The organism is Alysiella crassa DSM 2578 (genome assembly GCF_000745955.1).
Classification (GTDB): domain Bacteria; phylum Pseudomonadota; class Gammaproteobacteria; order Burkholderiales; family Neisseriaceae; genus Simonsiella; species Simonsiella crassa.
Map to the genome: position 1 here is coordinate 1 of NZ_JQKH01000054.1, position 16,690 is coordinate 16,690.

Here is a 16,690-nt window from a genome sequence, read left to right on the forward strand (position 1 = left end):
CCCTCAGGTCGTATGCGGTATTAGCTATCCTTTCGGACAGTTATCCCCCACTACTCGGTACGTTCCAATGCATTACTCACCCGTTCGCCACTCGCCACCAGGTGCAAGCACCCGTGCTGCCGTTCGACTTGCATGTGTAAAGCATGCCGCCAGCGTTCAATCTGAGCCAGGATCAAACTCTTATGTTCAATCTCTAACTTCTACAACTTCTGGTCTGCTTCAAAGAAATTAACAAGAAATAATCTTGTAACTCTCAAAACAGTGTGAGACCATCAGGCACTCACACTTATCGATAATCTTATTCTTAAAGAACTCAACTTCATCTCAGCCACCGTAGCAGCGAAAAACAGAACTATACGCACTTTCTTTAAAATCCGCAAGCAGCTTCACCCTCTTTTCTTTTGCAAAACGGCTAAATACTTTGAAATGCAATGAAACTTTCTTTCAGCTTTTTCAGCTTTTTTGGCTCACAGTCGTATTTTTAGCACATTTTGGGGTTCAGGCTGCCTGAAAATAAAATATAGTGAATTCAATTTAAACCAGTACAGCGTTGCCAGCTCCCTTATGTACTAGCTGTACACGGCGGTCGCTGTCGCCTTGTCCTGATTTAAATTGAATCCACTATAAAACCAACACTCTCACAGCCACCAACTCCCCCAGCGTGGGTGTGGCGGCGCAACGCCACGTCTCTGGCAAGTCGCAACAATATATGTTTTCAGGCTGCCTTTTGGTATGATGGAATTTTTTGGAGTGATTTATGACGCAAACGATTTGTAAGGAATTGGGCGACGCAGACGCAATTTTGGCGGATTTGGGCGCGGCGGTAAGCATTTATGGCAGTGCGCGTTTGCCCAGCACGAGCGCGGAATATGTGATGGCGGAGCGTTTGGCGCGGCGTTTGTCGGATTTGGGTTTGACGGTGATTTCGGGCGGTGGCCCGAGCATTATGGAAGCGGCAAATAAGGGGGCGTTTGGGGGGCGTGGGCAATCTGTGGGCTTGAATATTGTGTTGCCGCATGAGCAAAAAGCCAATGAGTTTCAGGATATTTCGCTGCAATTTGACAGTTTTTCGGCGCGAAAGGCGACTTTTTTGAAATATTCGCAGGCGCATATTGTGATGGCGGGTGGCTTTGGGACATTGGACGAGTTATTTGAGTGTTTGACGCAGGTGCAAACGGGGAAAATGGTGCGTTGTCCAATTATTTTGGTGGGACGTGATTTTTGGCAGGGTTTGATGGATTGGCTGGGCACGCAGTTGATTGGGCGCAAATTGATTCATGCGCATGATTTGGATTATTTGTATTTGCGTGATGATGAAGATGAAATCATGCAAATTATTCAAACACATTTTGATTTATAAAATATTGATTTATAAAATAAGGCAGCCTGAAAATGGTTTTCAGGCTGCCTGTTTTATATTAATTGCTCAATACATCTACGCCTTTGGGCGCGACAAATTTAAATGTGCCGCGTGATAAATTGGGTTTGGTATTGATGTTGTTGAATTTGATGGCGGTTTGGTTGCCAAAACCGTCTTTCAATTCCATCGCGGCAAGTTTATCACCTTGAAAGCCAATGCGGATAAATTGGTAGCCTGCGTTGGCGCGTTTGGGGGTGGCGAGTACATATTGAATGCCGCCTGCGCTGCCATCTTCTTTCAGGGTGTAGCTGCTTTCCAATGCGGTTTTGTTGGACAAGATGGCGGCTGGGCTATCGCCGATGGTTTGGTCTTGGTTGGACTTGGTTACTTGTTTTAAATCAATATCATATAACCAAATGTGTTTACCATCGCCCACAATGGTTTGTTTGTAGGGGCGGCTGTAGTCCCATTTAAATAAACCAGGGCGCAAAATTTGGAATGTGCCTGAACTGGTTTGGTTTTTCTTTTTGGATTGAACGGTTTGGGTGAAACTGCCGCTCAAACCATCTGTGTCTTGGTTGAATTTTTTGAGTGAATCAATCGCGCCTGCGTGTGCGCTGGTAGCGACCAAAGCGGCAGCGAGAACGAGGGTTTGTTTCCAGTTTTTCATTGTATAATCTCCGTTTAAATTGACGTGGTTTGTTATTTTGTAACAAGTCGTCATTATTCTGTTTTTCAGGCTGCCTGAAAAGGTGGTTTTGGCAATGTAAAGGCAGCCTGAACGCCAAGTTTTTATTTTTAAACAATTTAGTTGCCCAAATTTAACCGAATTTTAATTATGCAAAATCTATACACTGTTCTGCAAACGGCTTTATGTGAAACCAATCCCGTGCAAAAATCTGAATTAACCATTGATTTATTTCATCAATTTCATTCAGGCAGCCTGAAACTGGATAAATCCACCCCTGCGCTGGACATTCCGATTGCGGGGCGACCTGCCAAACCTGAATTAGTCGCCGTCAATCAGGTGGAAAAGCGCAAATTGACGACTGCGGAAGGCTATGCGGCAATGTTACATGCAATTTGTCATATTGAATTTAATGCGATTAATTTGGCTTTGGACGCGGCGTATCGTTTCCGCAGTCTGCCCGACCAGTTTACGGCGGATTGGCTGAAAGTGGCGAAAGAAGAAGCGGAGCATTTTTCTTTAATGCGTGGGCGATTATTGGCACATGGTTTTGATTATGGAGATTTTTCCGCGCACGGGCATTTGTGGGACATGGCGTATAAAACGGCGTTTGACCCACTTTTGCGTATGGCACTCGTGCCGCGTGTATTGGAAGCGCGTGGGCTGGACGTTACGCCCGCCATTCGCGCCAAAGTGGAGCAGCGTGGCGATTTGGAAACCTGTGCGGTTTTGGACATTATTTACCGTGATGAAGTGGGACATGTGAAAATCGGCAATCATTGGTATCAGTATTTGTGCGAGCAGCGCGGTTTAGAACCCATTGAATTGTTTAGAAATTTATTGCGGCGTTTTGATATGTTTATTTTTCGCGGTTATGTGAATTTGGACGCGCGGGAGCAAGCGGGTTTTTCCAAATTTGAAATGGAAATGTTGGAACATTTTGAGCAATCGTTTCAGGCTGCCTGAAACGCTTTTCAGGCTACCAACCTTTTTATGAAAGAATAATATGCACATTTCTCAATTTGATTTTGATTTACCCGAACAATTGATTGCCCAAAATCCGCCTGCGATACGCGGCAACAGTCGCTTGCTGGTGGCATTGCCACAACAGGATTTTGCAGATAGACATTTTGCGGATTTATTGGATTATGTGAATGCGGGCGATGTTTTGGTTTTCAATAATACGAAAGTGATGAAAGCGCGGCTGTTTGGGCAAAAAGCAAGCGGCGGCAAAATTGAAGCCCTGATTGAACGCGTGTTGGACAATCAAACGGCGTTGGCGCATATTCGTTCGTCCAAATCGCCCAAAGCGGGGGCGGAATTGATTTTTGATGGCGAAATTCACGCCACTATGGTGGAACGTGTGGGCGAGTTATTCAAAATCCAATTTTCAGGCAGCCTGAATGTGTATGAATTATTGGAACAACACGGCGCATTACCCCTACCGCCCTATATTGAACGCGCTGCCGATGATTCGGACGACTCGCGTTATCAAACGGTGTACGCGAAACATCAGGGCGCAGTTGCCGCGCCGACTGCGGGTTTGCATTTTACCGATGAAATTTTAAATGCTTTGCAAAACAAGGGGGTGGAGTTTGCAGAAGTAACCTTACACGTTGGCGCAGGCACGTTTCAGCCCGTGCGTGTGGACAATATCGCGGAACACAAAATGCACAGCGAATGGTTTGATGTGCCAGCCGAAACGGTTGCCAAAATTCAGGCTGCCCAAACGCGTGGCAACAAAATTTGGTCGGTGGGGACGACTTCTTTGCGGGCGATTGAGTCGGCGGCGCGTTCAGGCAGCCTGCAAGCGGGTACGGGCGATACGGATATTTTCATCACACCAGGCTATGAATTTCAAGTGATTGATAGATTGATTACGAATTTTCATTTGCCCAAATCTACGCTGTTGATGTTGGTGTCGGCATTTTCAGGCAGCCAGCGTATTCGTGAGGTGTATCAGCATGCGATTGGTCGGGAATATCGCTTTTTCAGTTATGGGGATGCGATGATTTTGGGGCGCGAGCAATAATCAAAAATGGCAAGGGGTTTGCTTTTCCTTGCCATTTTTTTGATTACCCCACCCTACGCGCCGCCATAATTTTGCCAATTTCCCCCAATTCATTTGGCGGAATATGCGTTTTGCCTAATTCAAATAATTGTTCTTCTTTGGGGATATGCTCATCATAAGCCATTGTAAAATTTTGGATAATTTGCATATCAGGCGCAACACGCACCCCTGCAAGCGTTTCTTGCAATTGCGTGTGCAGCGTGTCCCAATTTTTATGTAAATCAATATGTTGTGCTTCCAATTCATCAATCACCATTTGTGCTTCAGGACAATATTTTGATAATAAAGGAAAAAAATCTAATTCTTCATCGGCGTGGTGTAAGGGCGCGGCACGGTTAAAATAGGTGCTGATTTGCGTGATGGCTTCTTGCGCGGCGGCGTTGCAGCCGTGTTGTGCGATGTAGTCGGGCAATAAATGCAGTTGCCCGCAAAATTTTTTCACTTTGCCATGACAGGCGTAAAGCATTTCAATTGGGTCGTCCCAAGTGGGGGCAGTGGCTTGATTCAATAAATTTAACATTTTATTTTTCCTTAAAATTTTAGAACCTGTGTTTGTAAGGTTGATGGCTTGATTTTATTGACAATTCTTGCGAATACAAGGCGGTTTTTCATGCCAATATTGAAATATTAGCATGAAAAACCAACGCAGTAGGCTCATGAAGTGGCGATAAAAGCAAGCTATTAAGATTATGAACACAGGTTCTTATTTTCAGGCTACCTGAAAATTATCCACAATGATTTGTGAACCCATATTCTGCGCCAACGGTCTTTCCGTCAAAACATGCAAGGCAGCCTGAAAATGGTCAAAATTCAGCAATTGTGAACCAAAACGGCGCAAATGTTCACTATCTTGTTGGCAATCAATCATTTCCACGCCGCATTGCGCCAAAAATGGCACGGCATGGGCAAAGGCAATTTTACTCGCGTCCGCTTCGTGGGCAAACATGGATTCGCCAAAAAAAACGCTGCCAATTTGTACGCCATACAATCCGCCCGCTAATTCATTATTTTGATTATAAAATTCAAATGAATGTGCGTGTCCCAATTGATGTAATGCGGTGTAGGCAGCCTGAAATTCGGGCGCAATCCATGTGCCGTGTTGTTCGGGGCGCGGTTTGGCGGCGCATTCGGCGATGACTTGGGCGAAATTTTGATTGACCGCGACACGATAAACCTTGTTTTGCATGGATTTTTTTAGCGAGCGCGACAGGTGCAACGCTGCAGGCAACAACACGGCTCGTGGCGCAACGCTAAACCAGTAAACATAATCTTCATCACAATGCCATGGGAAAATTCCTTGCGGATAGGCAGCAAGCAATTGTTTTGGCGTTAATTCTTCTGTTACGCACACTAAACCATCGTTATGGCGCAAGGCTGGGCGAGGATTAGGAAAGGGCTGGTCGGGGGAAATCAGGGGTATCATTTTTTACCTTTTATTTCAATAAATTAAATATTATCCACCCACACCCAACCATATTGTTCCGCCAATTCATGCCATTGCGCCACGCGTTCTTTCAGGCTGCCTGAATCCGCACCCTCTTCCACCCACAAGCACAACACCACATTCGCCCCCACCCCAGCCAAACGGCGTACCGTACCACGGTCGGGCGTTTGCGCGGCGCGGACGGCAACCAGCAATTGCACCGCTTGCCCTGCGGCGCGATTTGCCAAATCTGCCCATTCTTCACGGCTCGCCACCACGCCCAAATCCAGCCATTCTTGTCCCAAAACATCTTGATACCATTGATGATTTTTGGGTAACACGTCCAAAGCAATCGCCCAATACGCGCCATTTTTCGCCAAACTGATTTGTGGCGATGAGCGAATGAGGTCGGGTGTGTAATCCGCGTCGCTGTCCACGATTTTGCGTTGCCATTTTTGGCTAATATTTTGATAATACGGTAACTGTAAATTCAATTGTGGTGCAAGTCGGCGCATTTGCCACACGCTAGTTGCCCACGCCAAAGCACGCGGTACCAGCCCATAACACAGCAAACTGCCCAATAATAAACTGCCCCACGCGGCGGCGTTGCTGGCATTGGCTTGATTGCGACTGGCGAGTATGGCGGTGCTGTCTGGCACGTCAAAACCCAGTATTTCAGGCAGCCACCCAAGTAAACCAACCACTTGTGTCAAAGTTTCATTGCTTAATAAAGTGCTTTCCCATGTGAAATGGTATTGGCGCACCAGCAATAATAATAACGCCGCCGCAAACATGCCCCCCAAACCCGACAAGGCAAGTTGATGGCTAATCATGCTTCTGCGCCAAGTGGCGTGGGGGCGGATATTGGGTTCATGATAAAGCTGGGCGATGGTTTGGCTGATGATTTCAGGCTGCCTGAAAAAAGGTGGCAATGCGGGTAAGTCGCGGCGCAAAATCAAATTCACACACCAAATCATCAACATAACCGTATTCACGCCCAACACGCCCAACAACACCACAAAAAAATTCAACGCCGTTTGCTGCATTAAACCGTATGTGCCGACAAAACCAATTATCGCCCACGCCGTCAGCGCGGCATAATGCAGCCATTGGCGATGACGGCAATGTTGTTGCCATTGGTCGGCGATGGCGTGGTCGCGGTCTATGAGCGTGGCGCGGCGATGGAGTTTGTCGGTGATGTCGCCATCGGTTTGACGCAATTGGGCGGTGATGGCGGCGGGGTCGGCGGGGAACAGGTGTCCGCGTTGTTCCAATAATCGGATTAGCTCGGTGTGATGTGTGGGGTTCATGGTTTAGGGTGTTGGTTTAATTGGAAAATAAGGAAAATGGGCGAAAGGAATTATCCGCCCATATTTTGGTTTTCAGGCTGCCTGAATAATGATTTTGTAAATAAAAACAATATCATCATTAAAAATAGCCAAACATTCTCATGCCCAAAAACACGGCAATAATCACTAAAATCACAAACGTAACTATCAATGCCGACACCAGCCATTTGGGTTCTTCTTTGGGTGGGGCGGGTTTTTCGGGTTCGGGTGGAGCTGGGCGTGGGGGTTGTGGCGGAATGAGTGGGCTGGGGCGTTGTCCGCGCTGTATCGGTGGCGCGGTGCGAACTTGCTGAATCACAGGCGTGTCGTCCGCATATTCATCGTCAGATAAACGGGTGGCGGTCATGACGCTGGGTGGTGGTTCGGCGGCCTGGGCTTGCTCCACCAGTCGCCGTGCTTGCCCGTAAAAGGCTTCGCCTGTTGCGCTGTGTCCTGCGATTTTGCGTACCAGCCGCAGCGCGGTCAGCAAATCGCATTCAAACCAATCGCTGTTGTGTTCGGGATTCACGCATTTTTCGGCGAGTTCATCGTGGATTTTTTGCAATAGGGTTTTGGGATAAGGTGTGCGTAAAGCATATTGCAATTCAAAAGGATAAGGCAATTTTATCCCCGAATTACCGTATTGGTGGACGAGTGCCGCAGGGTCAGTATCTGCATAACCAATCGCCAGCCAATCGGGTACAGACTGATTGCTTAAAACGTAAATCCAGCCTTTCATAATTGATTTTCCTTGATTTTTTTGAAATGTTCAGGCTGCCTGAAAGATGAAAATTCAGGCAGCCTTTTGATTTATTTGATTATTTAATGGTAAATACACCAGCCATATAAGTCAAACTGTCTTTTTCATGTTTGGACGTGATGGATTGGTCTAGCTGATAATCTGCTTTACGGCGCAATTTTCGCAACAATTTCAAATTATCCGCCAATACCGCAAAATCTTCATGCTCTTGTTTTGCCAAAAAATCCAGCAAAGCCTGATGGGTACTGGTTTGATTCGGGCAAACATAGCCATGAACCAACGCCACTTGTTGCGCATAATGATACGCCGCATAGTAGGCGCGATTGATGATGGTGCGCGTATCGGTTTCGGTTTTATCTTGGTAGCTGGCAATTTCTTCGGCGTATTGTTTCAAATCGTGTGGCGTAATGCTCATGCCTCCACCCCATGCGTCAGCGTAAACACCAAACGTGATTTGGCAGCCACATAATTGTCCAATAAATAACGATTAATGTGGCGTTTCAAATCTAAATCCAATTGATTAAACCGATGGTCGTCTAAATGCGCGATGGCATATTCCAAATACACGGTATCATCATCAATTTCCAAATGGCTGCTTAATGGCATGATGTGTTGTTGATACAAAAAACTTAATGCTTCCAAATTGGCAGCATGAATAGGTTGGTGTAATTCTTGGTCTATAGATTGTAATATATTCATACACATATCCAATTTTGGCGTATCCATACCTGATTGTTGCATAAAGCGAATTAACTCATCAAGCAAATCAAAATTGCGCAATGTCGTGGTTGCCCATTGCAATACATTTTCTAATGCACCAAGCGTTTTAACTGATTGATAATACTGATTTAAACATGCATTGACTTCACGATACAAACCTAAATGCAACAACACAGACACATAATTCACCAACCAAATAGACATATCGCCCGTCAATGCAGCTTTCACTTGCTCAAATTCTTGTTTACACGCCTGCTCATTGCCCTCCAAAGCGTAGCGAATACCGCGTGCCATGCGCCCATTTTCATTATCCACAAGGCAAACTTGCTCAATCTCACGCACCAAAGTTTGCCAAGATAAACTGCGCGTGTTAATGGGTGTAAAGGGCGATTGTTGAATCAGCCCCTGTAGTTTAGGCGCGATGTCTGCCATTTTGGTTTGTGTTTGTACCATAAATACTCACTCATCTTGTTACATTTAATTTTTCAGGCTGCCTGCAAATTGCTCCGCTTGCACCCGAATCTGCTTATCCAAAGCCAATAAATCGTCAATACTGTTCAGGCTGCCTGAAACGTGTTTCGCCAAACTGTGTTCCACCACCCGCGCAATATCCGTAAACCGAATTTGCCCACGCAAAAACGCCGCCACCGCCACTTCATTTGCCGCATTCAACACGCACGGCGCAGAACCACCCGCATACATCGCGTCATACGCCAATTTCAAACAGGGATAACGCGCAAAATCAGGCTCTTGAAACGTCAGCGCAGCAATTTTGCTGAAATCCAATGCGCCCACGCCCGAATCAATCCGTTCAGGCAGCCCCAAACAATAGGCAATCGGCGTACGCATATCAGGCAAACCCATTTGCGCCAACACGCTGCCGTCCGCATAACGCACCATGCTGTGAATAATAGACTGCGGATGAATCACCACTTCCAATTGTTCAGGCGGACAATGAAACAGCCAATGCGCTTCAATCAATTCCAAACCCTTATTCATCATCGTGGACGAATCCACCGAAATTTTATGCCCCATAGACCAATTTGGGTGTTTAATCGCTTGCGTTGGCGTGATATTGGGTAAATCTGCCAAATCTGTATTTAAAAATGAACCACCACTTGCTGTCAAAATAATAGATGAAATGCCATGATGGTTCAGGCTGCCTGAAAATTGTTCGGGCAAGACTTGGAAAATCGCATTGTGTTCACTGTCAATGGGCAATACTTTTGCGCCGTGTTGTCGCGCCGTTTCCATAAACAGGCTGCCTGAAACCACCAACGTTTCCTTATTTGCCAAATAAATGGTTTTACCCGATTGCGCCGCCGCCAAAGCCGATGGTAAACCCGCCGCGCCCACAATCGCGCACATTACCCCGTCCACTTCTGCCGCGCTTGCCACGTCTATCAAAGCCTGTGCGCCGTGCAATACTTCGGTTGGCGTACCCTGTTGCTTGAGCAATTCGCGCAATTGGGCGGCGCGAGTTGCGTCTGCCACCACCGCAAATTGGGGGTGATGTATTGCGCATTGTTCTGCCAATTTGTCCACTTGCGTGTGTCCTGCCAAGGCGAAAATTTGAAAACGGTCGCGGTGTCGTGCCACCACGTCCAAAGTAGAAATGCCTATGCTGCCTGTGCTGCCGAGTATGGTTAAAGTTTGCATGATGATTTTGTTTAAAAAATAAAGGGAATTATAGCCTAAATTGTACGCGAATTTTCAGGCTGCCTGAAAATATGAAAAAATAGAATAAATCATTGAATTTTAATTATAAATAAAATATAATTCAGTATTTATTTTAATAATCATAGGGAATCGGCTAAATGTCTCAAATTAACGTCATTTTTCTGATTATGGCGGTTTTGCTGTTTGTGAGTGTGGTGGCAAGTCGTTTGTCAGCGCGATTGGGTATGCCATTATTATTGGTATTTTTGGGTGTGGGTATGTTGGCGGGTGAAGAAGGCATTGGCGGCATTGCTTTTTACGATTTAACCGCCACCACCATCGTCAGCCAATTGGCATTAGCCATTATTTTGTTGGATGGCGGTTTGCGTACCCAATTTGAAACTTTCCGTATTGCGCTCAAACCTGCTGCGGTACTGGCAAGCTGGGGCGTGATTGCGACTGTGTTTATACTGGGCATGTTTGCCATGTTTTATTTGGGGGTGGACTGGAAACTGGGTTTGCTGATGGCGGCGATTGTGGGTTCAACCGACGCGGCGGCGGTGTTTTCCCTATTACGCAATAGCGGTGTGCGTCTGAATGCGCGGATTCAAGCCACTTTGGAATTGGAAAGTGGGATTAATGACCCGATGGCAATTTTGCTGGTGTCTGTATTCATCAGCTTGATTGTTACGCCGATGGACGCAACTTTCGGCTCAATTATTTTGACGTTGATTAAGCAATTGGGTTTTGGCTTATTGTTTGGCTTGGTGGCGGGCAAAATTTTGGCGATTTTATTGGCAAAAATTCGCTTGGTGGAGGGTTTGTACGCACTGTTGATTGCTTCGGGTGGTTTATTGGTATTTGCCTTGACGAATTTAGCAGACGGTAGTGGCTTTTTGGCGGTGTATTTGGTGGGCGTGATGGTGGGCAATTCACGCAATTCGTCTACGCAACATGTTTTAAATGTGATGGACGGTTTGGTGTGGTTAGCGCAAGCGGTGATGTTTTTGGTATTGGGTTTGCTGGTTATGCCGTCGCGGATGTGGTTGCATGGCTGGGACGCATTGGTGATTGCAGGCTGCCTGATTTTTGTGGCGCGACCTTTGGCGGTGTGGACGTCTATTAAATGGTTTAAATATTCGCGTAAAGAATTTTTCTATATTAGCTGGGTGGGTTTGCGTGGGGCGGTGCCGATTACTTTGGCAATTATGCCGATGATGTCGGGTGTACACAAAAATGACGCGCAATTATTATTTGATGTAGCGTTTGCGGTGGTGATTTTATCTTTGTTAATTCAAGGGACAACCATTCCCGTGTTTGCCAAAAAATTAGGCATGGTGTTGCCCGAAAAACCTGAACCTTTGGACAACCGTGAAGTGTGGTTGGCAGACAAATTAGCCGTCAATTTACTCTCTTTTGAAGTATCCAAAGGTTCAGATGCGGAACACAGCCACCCCTACGCCATGACGCGCCAATTCAGCGAAGGGCGATTATTTGCCTTAATCCGCGCTGGGGAAACGGTTAATGTCAATTTATCCACCCAAATGCAGGCTGGCGACGTGGCGTGGTATGTGTTGCCCGAAGCACAAGGCGATGAATTTGCCCTACAATTTGCCAGCGCAGACAAACAATTAGACGAACAACAATTCTACGGCGAATTTGAAGTAAAACCCGATGTGAAAGTCGGCGAATTGGCGTTTGCATACGGCTTGAAAGTGGACGAGAGCGTGGCAGACAAAACCTTGCGTGAAGCTTTCCGCCAATATTTCGGCGATGTGCCTGTGGCTGGCGACAGCTTGGATTGGGACGGCGTACGCGTTACCGTGAAAGAATTGGACGAGCAAAGTTATGTGAAATCATTTGGTTTGAAATTGCCTAAAAAATAGGCAAATAAATGATTAACAGGCAGCCTGAAAAGTGTTCAGGCTGCCTGCTTTATTTCAAAATTAGGGTTGTACTGCTGGTTTAGGGGCGGCTTCTTCAAACCATTTTTTGCGCAATTTTGCCAAAGTGCCATCTTGCTCCAATTGCGCCAAACCTGCATTTAATTTCATCATTAATTCAGGCTGCCCTTTGCGTAACATAAACGCGTATTGCTCTTTTGGCAAACTATTGTCTTGAATTAATGTCAAAGAATCATCAGGATATTGTTTCAAAAAATAGGTTAATGAAGCTTCATCACCCACCACCGCATCCACATTTTTACTCAACCCCTCTTTAAATGCCAACCATAAAGTGGGTTTTGCTTGAACTTTGCTTAAATCATCGGTGGTTTTATTAACCCATTTTTGAGCTTGCGTGCGTTCTTTCACCGCTACTTTTTTGCCGCGAATATCACTTAATTTTTGAATACCCGAAGTTTTACTCACCAATAAAGCCGTGCTTGTGGGCAAATAATTGCTAGTGAAATCAAATTTTTCTTGTCGTTCAGGCGTAACGTAAATGCCGCCCCCAGTCAAATCTGCCTCACTTTTTTCCAACGCGCTAAACAGGCTGCCCCAAGGATAGGCTTTGTATTCCAAAGTAAAACCTTGTTTTTCGCCAATCGCTTGTAATACGTCATAATCAAAACCCGACACGCTGCCATCTGCCATTTGCAGCGCAAAAGGTGCATCCAATTCTACTACCACGCGATATTTGGGCAAGTGGCTGTTCGTGCTGCTTGCGGCGGCTGGCACAATGGTACTGGCTTGCGAGGTAGCGGGCGTGGGTTTGCTTTCTGCGGGTGCTTGAGCTTGCTGTTTTTGGCAAGCAGCTAATGCGAGCGTACACACGGCAGAAATCATCAATTTTTTCACATTTTTCATAATACATTCTCCAAAAAGTAAATAAACAAATCTTAATTAATTATCAAAAAGAGCGCAATAATATAAGCACAAATCATAAATGACAAGCATAAAATTTCAATCTTCATATAATTTATTGTTCGCAAATAAGATTAATTTTCAAATTATTATTCTAAAAATAATCAATGATTTTCAGGCTACCCACAATTTTCAAATCACGGCAGCCTGAAACATTGAATTTACCCATTCTAATGTTAAAATTCGCCTGATTTAATTTGTGGGAAAGTGCATCATGAAATTTCGTCTCACGCCGCTAGTGGTGGCGATAACTTTAGCGTTTCAGCCGCACGCGGCGCACGCAGACACCGAAAAGCAACTGCTCAAAGCAGCAGGGACGCGTGTGGCTGTGGAAGCGGCAGACTATGCCATTGATGCACTTGAGCAAAATCAAGCCCCAGCCGCCCCCACCACCCAGCCACCGAAAAAAAAGCGCAACTGGAAATTTTGGCAACGTAAACCCAAAAACAGCGATCAGCTCGCCGAACAAGGGGCGGCTTCCCCAGTCGCCCAAGCGGTGCAGGAATTAAACGCGGCGCAAATTCAGGAAAAATTGGACACCATGAAAGTGCAGGTTGCCCCCAGCACCACCAGCCCGTCCAAACACAAGCGCAAAAAATCCGCCGCCAGCGTGAAGAAAAAAACCTTTGATTTGACGGACGCGGAATTGTCGCCCGAAAAAAATGTCAATCATGTGGACAATTTTTCAGGCAGCCTGAAAAACAGTTCCGCTAAAAATACAGATTCAAATCATACAGATAACCTTTCAGACAGCCTGAAAACAGATTCGCCCACCCAAACGGTGGACAGCAATGAACCTTACATTCCCCCAAAATTACGCAACAGCAAAAAGAAAACGCGTTCCGCCAAAAATACCGATTTGAATCATGCGAATAATCTTTCAGGCAGCCTGAAAACAGATTCGCCCGAACAAACCGAAACTTCAGGCAACCCACAAAATAACCCGCCCAAACAAATCACGGAAAAACCCAAAAAGAAAAAATCATGGCAATTTTGGAAAAAAGACCGCGAACCTGATTCAGCCGAAGATTTAGGCGAATTAGAACGCGAACAAGAACTTACACCCAAATACCCCATTGATGTACACACGGATAATGAAGAAGTTACCACGCTGCTGAAAACGCATTTGCCCATCATCAGCTATCAAAAACGCGAAGAGATGGACGATGAACAAATCAGCTATCTCGTTGAAGATACGCCCAAAGATGTGCAAAATTTGGTGCGTACCGAAGGCTATTTCAATGCCAAAACGCAGGTTACGCCACAAAAAAATGTGAAAGGCTATCGCGTGGACGTGGCGTTGGGGCAACGCACGGTGATTGACAATGTGAATGTGGCGATTGTTGGCGATATTTTGCAAGATAATCAATTGGCTACTTATTATAAACAGGCTTTGACGGGCTGGAAATTGCCTGTGGGCGCGACTTTTCGGCAGGAAGATTGGTCGGCGAGCAAAATCGCCACTTTGTCGGCGGTTACGCGCAAAAAATACCCTTTGGCGCGTTTGTCGCAAACACAAGCCACGATTAATCCCAACACGAATAAAGCGGATTTAACCGTAATGGTGGAAAGCCAACAGCCTGTTTTATTTGGCGAAATGGAAATTTCGGGACACCAGCGTTATCCCAAATCGGTGATTAGCGGTTTGGCGGATTTTAAGGCGGGCGATGAATACGATTTGGATAAATTGCTGGATTATCAACAGGCTTTGGAAAACGATAGCCATTATTCGGGGGCTTCGGTGCAGGCAGATTTTGATGCTATGGTGAACAATCGTGTGCCTGTTAAAGTAGAAGTATCTGAAGTAAAACGGCAAAAAGTAGAAGCGGGCTTGAGTTTTGATTCAGAATATGGTTTGGGCGGCAAATTGAGTTACGACCATTACAATTTGTTTAATCGCGGCTACGTTGGCTCGGTGTCGGTGGAAGCGGACAAATATCAAACCATCTTCGGCGTGGGCATGAGCCAGCCGCGCAATGCCAAAGGGCAATATTGGACAAGCAATTTAACCTACAACCGCAGCACCACGCAAAATTTGGAAAAACGCGCCATCAGCACGGGCATTTGGCACGTTCAGGACAAAAACGATACGGAATGGCGTTATGGTTTGGAATTTTTGGGCGAAGACAGTCATGTGCCTGACACGCGCGTGGAATTGGGCAAAAGTTTCGCCACCATGCTGACGGCGCAATGGAAAAAACACCATTTGGAAACGCGTATGCGCCCACAAAACGGTTATTACGCCGATGTGAAATTGGGGACAACGCTGGGTAAAGTGGCGTCTTCGGCGATGATGGCGCGTGCCAATGCGAGAGCGGCATATTATTTCACGCCTGAAAACAAGCAATTAGGCACAGTGGTGGCGCGTGGCAATGTGGGCTATGTGTACACCAATGAAGACAATGCGAATGGTCAAGTGCCGACCAGCTTAATGTTCCGCACAGGCGGCGCGACAACGGTGCGCGGCTATGAATTAGACAGCATTGGTTTGAATGTGCCAAACAGCAAAACGGTTTTGCCCAATCGGGCGATGGCGGTGGCGAGTTTTGAATACCAATATCCGATTCAGAAAAAATTGGCGGGTCAAGAATTTGCCGTTGCGGTGTTTCACGATGTGGGCGGCGTGGCACGGAAATTTCAAGATATGGAATGGAAACATGGTTCGGGCTTGGGGGTGCGTTGGTTTAGCCCTGTTGCGCCATTTTCGTTTGATGTGGCGTATGGTCATCAGGATAAGAAATTTCGTTGGCATATTAGTTTGGGGACGCGGTTTTGAGTTTCAGGCAGCCTGCAAAATAATCATCGCCGTAGGGTGGGCAACTCGTTGCCCACGCGGTTTGATACACACCACATTATTTTATTTTTTCAGGCAGCCTGAAATCAAATATTTCACATTAAAACATTATTTTATGTGTATCTGATGAACTGCGTGGGCAACGAGTTGCCCACCCTACGCTTGCTCAATGACTTAAAAACAGATTGGGGTATTGTTGGACGCATTGAACAACAGGATAGCTCATACATTTTAACCATCGGCGAGTACATTTTAACCATCGGCGAGTTTTTATGCGCGATTGCCTTAATGCCCGCTCCTATCCCAAATGGCGAAGCCGTACAACGTACTAAAGGCAATTACTATTGCCCGAATACGGTAGCTGCTGCCGAAGCCCACAAAGCGCATTTGATGGTTACGGTCATGAACCAAGCCGAAAATAGCGAAGTAGCTGGTATGAGCTTATACAGCAAAATTGTTTCAGGCTGCCTGAAACAAGAAAATGCCACCAGCGTTTACACTTCAGGAACGGTTTATACTGCTGATTTTTATCAGAAAGTAGCGAAAGAATATCTGCCTAACAATGAAATTCCGATTATGATTTGGGTGTACATTGGTTTGGGGCAAAATGAGCAGGGCAATCAGCTTTACACATCGGGCATGGCGAAATTTGGCAAAGATGAAATAGAGATTTTAAACAGCAAAATCAATATGGGTACGCTTCACGCTTCATTAAGCAGTATGTGCAGCTACATCATCAGTTCAGGTTTGGTCTTGAAAGATGGGGAAACCATTGGATTTAGTGCAGAACAGAAATGGCAAATTAGCCACTCAAAAAGCGTGTACGCACCAAGTGAATTTTCATTAAAGATTGATATTCAATAAAATATTTTTAGGTTAAGAGGTCTATTGTTCTGTACAATAGACCGTTTAAATTTTATTTTCAGAGATACTGTATGAAAAAAGTTTGGTCAGCATCCATTGGTTTGGGGCGCATCACTGCTTATCGGATAGGGTCAAGCTATGATGGCTTATTTGATTACC

Annotated in this window: 15 protein-coding genes and 1 rRNA gene; 6 read left to right on the plus strand and 10 right to left on the minus strand. The window is 45.8% G+C overall.

All coding sequences use genetic code 11. The features are described from left to right. Positions 1-188: ribosomal RNA gene (locus tag Q338_RS08450) — 16S ribosomal RNA — on the minus strand; the annotation flags it as partial. 569 nt (positions 189-757) lie between these two features. Here Q338_RS08450 and Q338_RS08455 point away from each other — a divergent pair. After that, positions 758-1,360: an LOG family protein gene (locus Q338_RS08455; protein WP_034294194.1), complete on the plus strand. Its 603-nt coding sequence runs from the start codon at positions 758-760 to the stop codon at positions 1,358-1,360. Positions 1,361-1,418: 58 nt separating this feature from the next. Here Q338_RS08455 and lolA read toward each other — a convergent pair whose 3' ends face one another. Further along, positions 1,419-2,030, minus strand: a complete 612-nt coding sequence (gene lolA / locus Q338_RS08460) for an outer membrane lipoprotein chaperone LolA (RefSeq protein ID WP_034294196.1) — start codon at positions 2,028-2,030, stop codon at positions 1,419-1,421. Between the two features lie 168 nt (positions 2,031-2,198). Between lolA and Q338_RS08465 the strand changes: the two genes are divergently transcribed. Both Q338_RS08465 and queA read left to right on the plus strand, forming a co-directional pair. Continuing rightward, positions 2,199-3,014: a ferritin-like domain-containing protein gene (locus Q338_RS08465; protein WP_034294198.1), complete on the plus strand. Its 816-nt coding sequence runs from the start codon at positions 2,199-2,201 to the stop codon at positions 3,012-3,014. A 40-nt stretch (positions 3,015-3,054) separates the two neighbouring features. Further along, positions 3,055-4,080 carry a tRNA preQ1(34) S-adenosylmethionine ribosyltransferase-isomerase QueA gene (gene queA, locus Q338_RS08470; protein ID WP_034294200.1) on the plus strand — a complete coding sequence of 342 codons (1,026 nt, stop codon included), beginning with the start codon at positions 3,055-3,057 and terminating at the stop codon, positions 4,078-4,080. Positions 4,081-4,123: 43 nt separating this feature from the next. On the opposite strand, the gene Q338_RS08475 is transcribed toward queA, so the two are convergent. The 7 genes from Q338_RS08475 to ispC all read right to left on the minus strand — a co-directional run bounded on the left by Q338_RS08475 (position 4,124) and on the right by ispC (position 10,009). Next, a complete protein-coding gene (locus tag Q338_RS08475) occupies positions 4,124-4,639 on the minus strand; it encodes a hemerythrin domain-containing protein (protein WP_034294202.1) in 516 nt (171 codons plus the stop codon). Positions 4,640-4,828: 189 nt separating this feature from the next. Next, the gene (gene aat, locus Q338_RS08480; RefSeq protein ID WP_034294205.1) at positions 4,829-5,542 is read right to left on the minus strand and encodes a leucyl/phenylalanyl-tRNA--protein transferase; all 714 of its coding nucleotides are present in this window, start codon (positions 5,540-5,542) and stop codon (positions 4,829-4,831) included. A 23-nt stretch (positions 5,543-5,565) separates the two neighbouring features. After that, positions 5,566-6,852: a DUF2868 domain-containing protein gene (locus tag Q338_RS08485; protein WP_034294209.1), complete on the minus strand. Its 1,287-nt coding sequence runs from the start codon at positions 6,850-6,852 to the stop codon at positions 5,566-5,568. 118 nt (positions 6,853-6,970) lie between these two features. Next, positions 6,971-7,609 (minus strand): GIY-YIG nuclease family protein, encoded by a 639-nt coding sequence (locus Q338_RS08490; RefSeq protein ID WP_034294213.1) that lies wholly within the window; start codon positions 7,607-7,609, stop codon positions 6,971-6,973. A gap of 79 nt (positions 7,610-7,688) precedes the next feature. Next, positions 7,689-8,045, minus strand: coding sequence for a HEPN domain-containing protein (locus tag Q338_RS08495; protein ID WP_034294215.1), 357 nt, complete (start codon positions 8,043-8,045; stop codon positions 7,689-7,691). After that, on the minus strand, positions 8,042-8,803 hold the full coding sequence (locus Q338_RS08500; protein ID WP_034294218.1) for a hypothetical protein: 762 nt from the start codon (positions 8,801-8,803) through the stop codon (positions 8,042-8,044). Before Q338_RS08500 ends, Q338_RS08495 begins: the two co-directional genes overlap by 4 nt. Positions 8,804-8,827: 24 nt before the next feature. Further along, on the minus strand, positions 8,828-10,009 hold the full coding sequence (ispC, locus tag Q338_RS08505; RefSeq protein WP_034294220.1) for a 1-deoxy-D-xylulose-5-phosphate reductoisomerase: 1,182 nt from the start codon (positions 10,007-10,009) through the stop codon (positions 8,828-8,830). Between the two features lie 158 nt (positions 10,010-10,167). Between ispC and Q338_RS08510 the strand changes: the two genes are divergently transcribed. After that, positions 10,168-11,895, plus strand: a complete 1,728-nt coding sequence (locus tag Q338_RS08510) for a potassium/proton antiporter (RefSeq protein WP_034294223.1) — start codon at positions 10,168-10,170, stop codon at positions 11,893-11,895. Between the two features lie 60 nt (positions 11,896-11,955). On the opposite strand, the gene Q338_RS08515 is transcribed toward Q338_RS08510, so the two are convergent. Then, a complete protein-coding gene (locus tag Q338_RS08515) occupies positions 11,956-12,816 on the minus strand; it encodes a substrate-binding periplasmic protein (RefSeq protein WP_034294225.1) in 861 nt (286 codons plus the stop codon). A 1,012-nt stretch (positions 12,817-13,828) separates the two neighbouring features. Between Q338_RS08515 and Q338_RS08520 the strand changes: the two genes are divergently transcribed. Next, complete coding sequence (locus tag Q338_RS08520; protein ID WP_084693572.1) at positions 13,829-15,649, plus strand: autotransporter assembly complex protein TamA; 1,821 nt, start codon at positions 13,829-13,831, stop codon at positions 15,647-15,649. 144 nt (positions 15,650-15,793) lie between these two features. After that, entirely contained in the window at positions 15,794-16,531 is a 738-nt protein-coding gene (locus tag Q338_RS08525) for a DUF4261 domain-containing protein (RefSeq protein WP_034294227.1), read from the plus strand. Positions 16,532-16,690: the final 159 nt, after the last annotated feature.

Bases quoted from the DNA above. Each gene is read 5' to 3' on its own strand.
- Q338_RS08465 (WP_034294198.1), top strand. From the start codon at position 2,199: ATGCAAAATCTATACACTGTTCTGCAAACGGCTTTATGTGAAACCAAT.
- Q338_RS08515 (WP_034294225.1), bottom strand. From the start codon at position 12,816: ATGAAAAATGTGAAAAAATTGATGATTTCTGCCGTGTGTACGCTCGCA.
- Q338_RS08490 (WP_034294213.1), bottom strand. From the start codon at position 7,609: ATGAAAGGCTGGATTTACGTTTTAAGCAATCAGTCTGTACCCGATTGG.
- Q338_RS08525 (WP_034294227.1), top strand. From the start codon at position 15,794: ATGAACTGCGTGGGCAACGAGTTGCCCACCCTACGCTTGCTCAATGAC.
- Q338_RS08455 (WP_034294194.1), top strand. From the start codon at position 758: ATGACGCAAACGATTTGTAAGGAATTGGGCGACGCAGACGCAATTTTG.
- Q338_RS08495 (WP_034294215.1), bottom strand. From the start codon at position 8,045: ATGAGCATTACGCCACACGATTTGAAACAATACGCCGAAGAAATTGCC.
- Q338_RS08485 (WP_034294209.1), bottom strand. From the start codon at position 6,852: ATGAACCCCACACATCACACCGAGCTAATCCGATTATTGGAACAACGC.
- Q338_RS08475 (WP_034294202.1), bottom strand. From the start codon at position 4,639: ATGTTAAATTTATTGAATCAAGCCACTGCCCCCACTTGGGACGACCCA.
- Q338_RS08500 (WP_034294218.1), bottom strand. From the start codon at position 8,803: ATGGTACAAACACAAACCAAAATGGCAGACATCGCGCCTAAACTACAG.
- queA (WP_034294200.1), top strand. From the start codon at position 3,055: ATGCACATTTCTCAATTTGATTTTGATTTACCCGAACAATTGATTGCC.
- lolA (WP_034294196.1), bottom strand. From the start codon at position 2,030: ATGAAAAACTGGAAACAAACCCTCGTTCTCGCTGCCGCTTTGGTCGCT.
- aat (WP_034294205.1), bottom strand. From the start codon at position 5,542: ATGATACCCCTGATTTCCCCCGACCAGCCCTTTCCTAATCCTCGCCCA.
- Q338_RS08510 (WP_034294223.1), top strand. From the start codon at position 10,168: ATGTCTCAAATTAACGTCATTTTTCTGATTATGGCGGTTTTGCTGTTT.
- ispC (WP_034294220.1), bottom strand. From the start codon at position 10,009: ATGCAAACTTTAACCATACTCGGCAGCACAGGCAGCATAGGCATTTCT.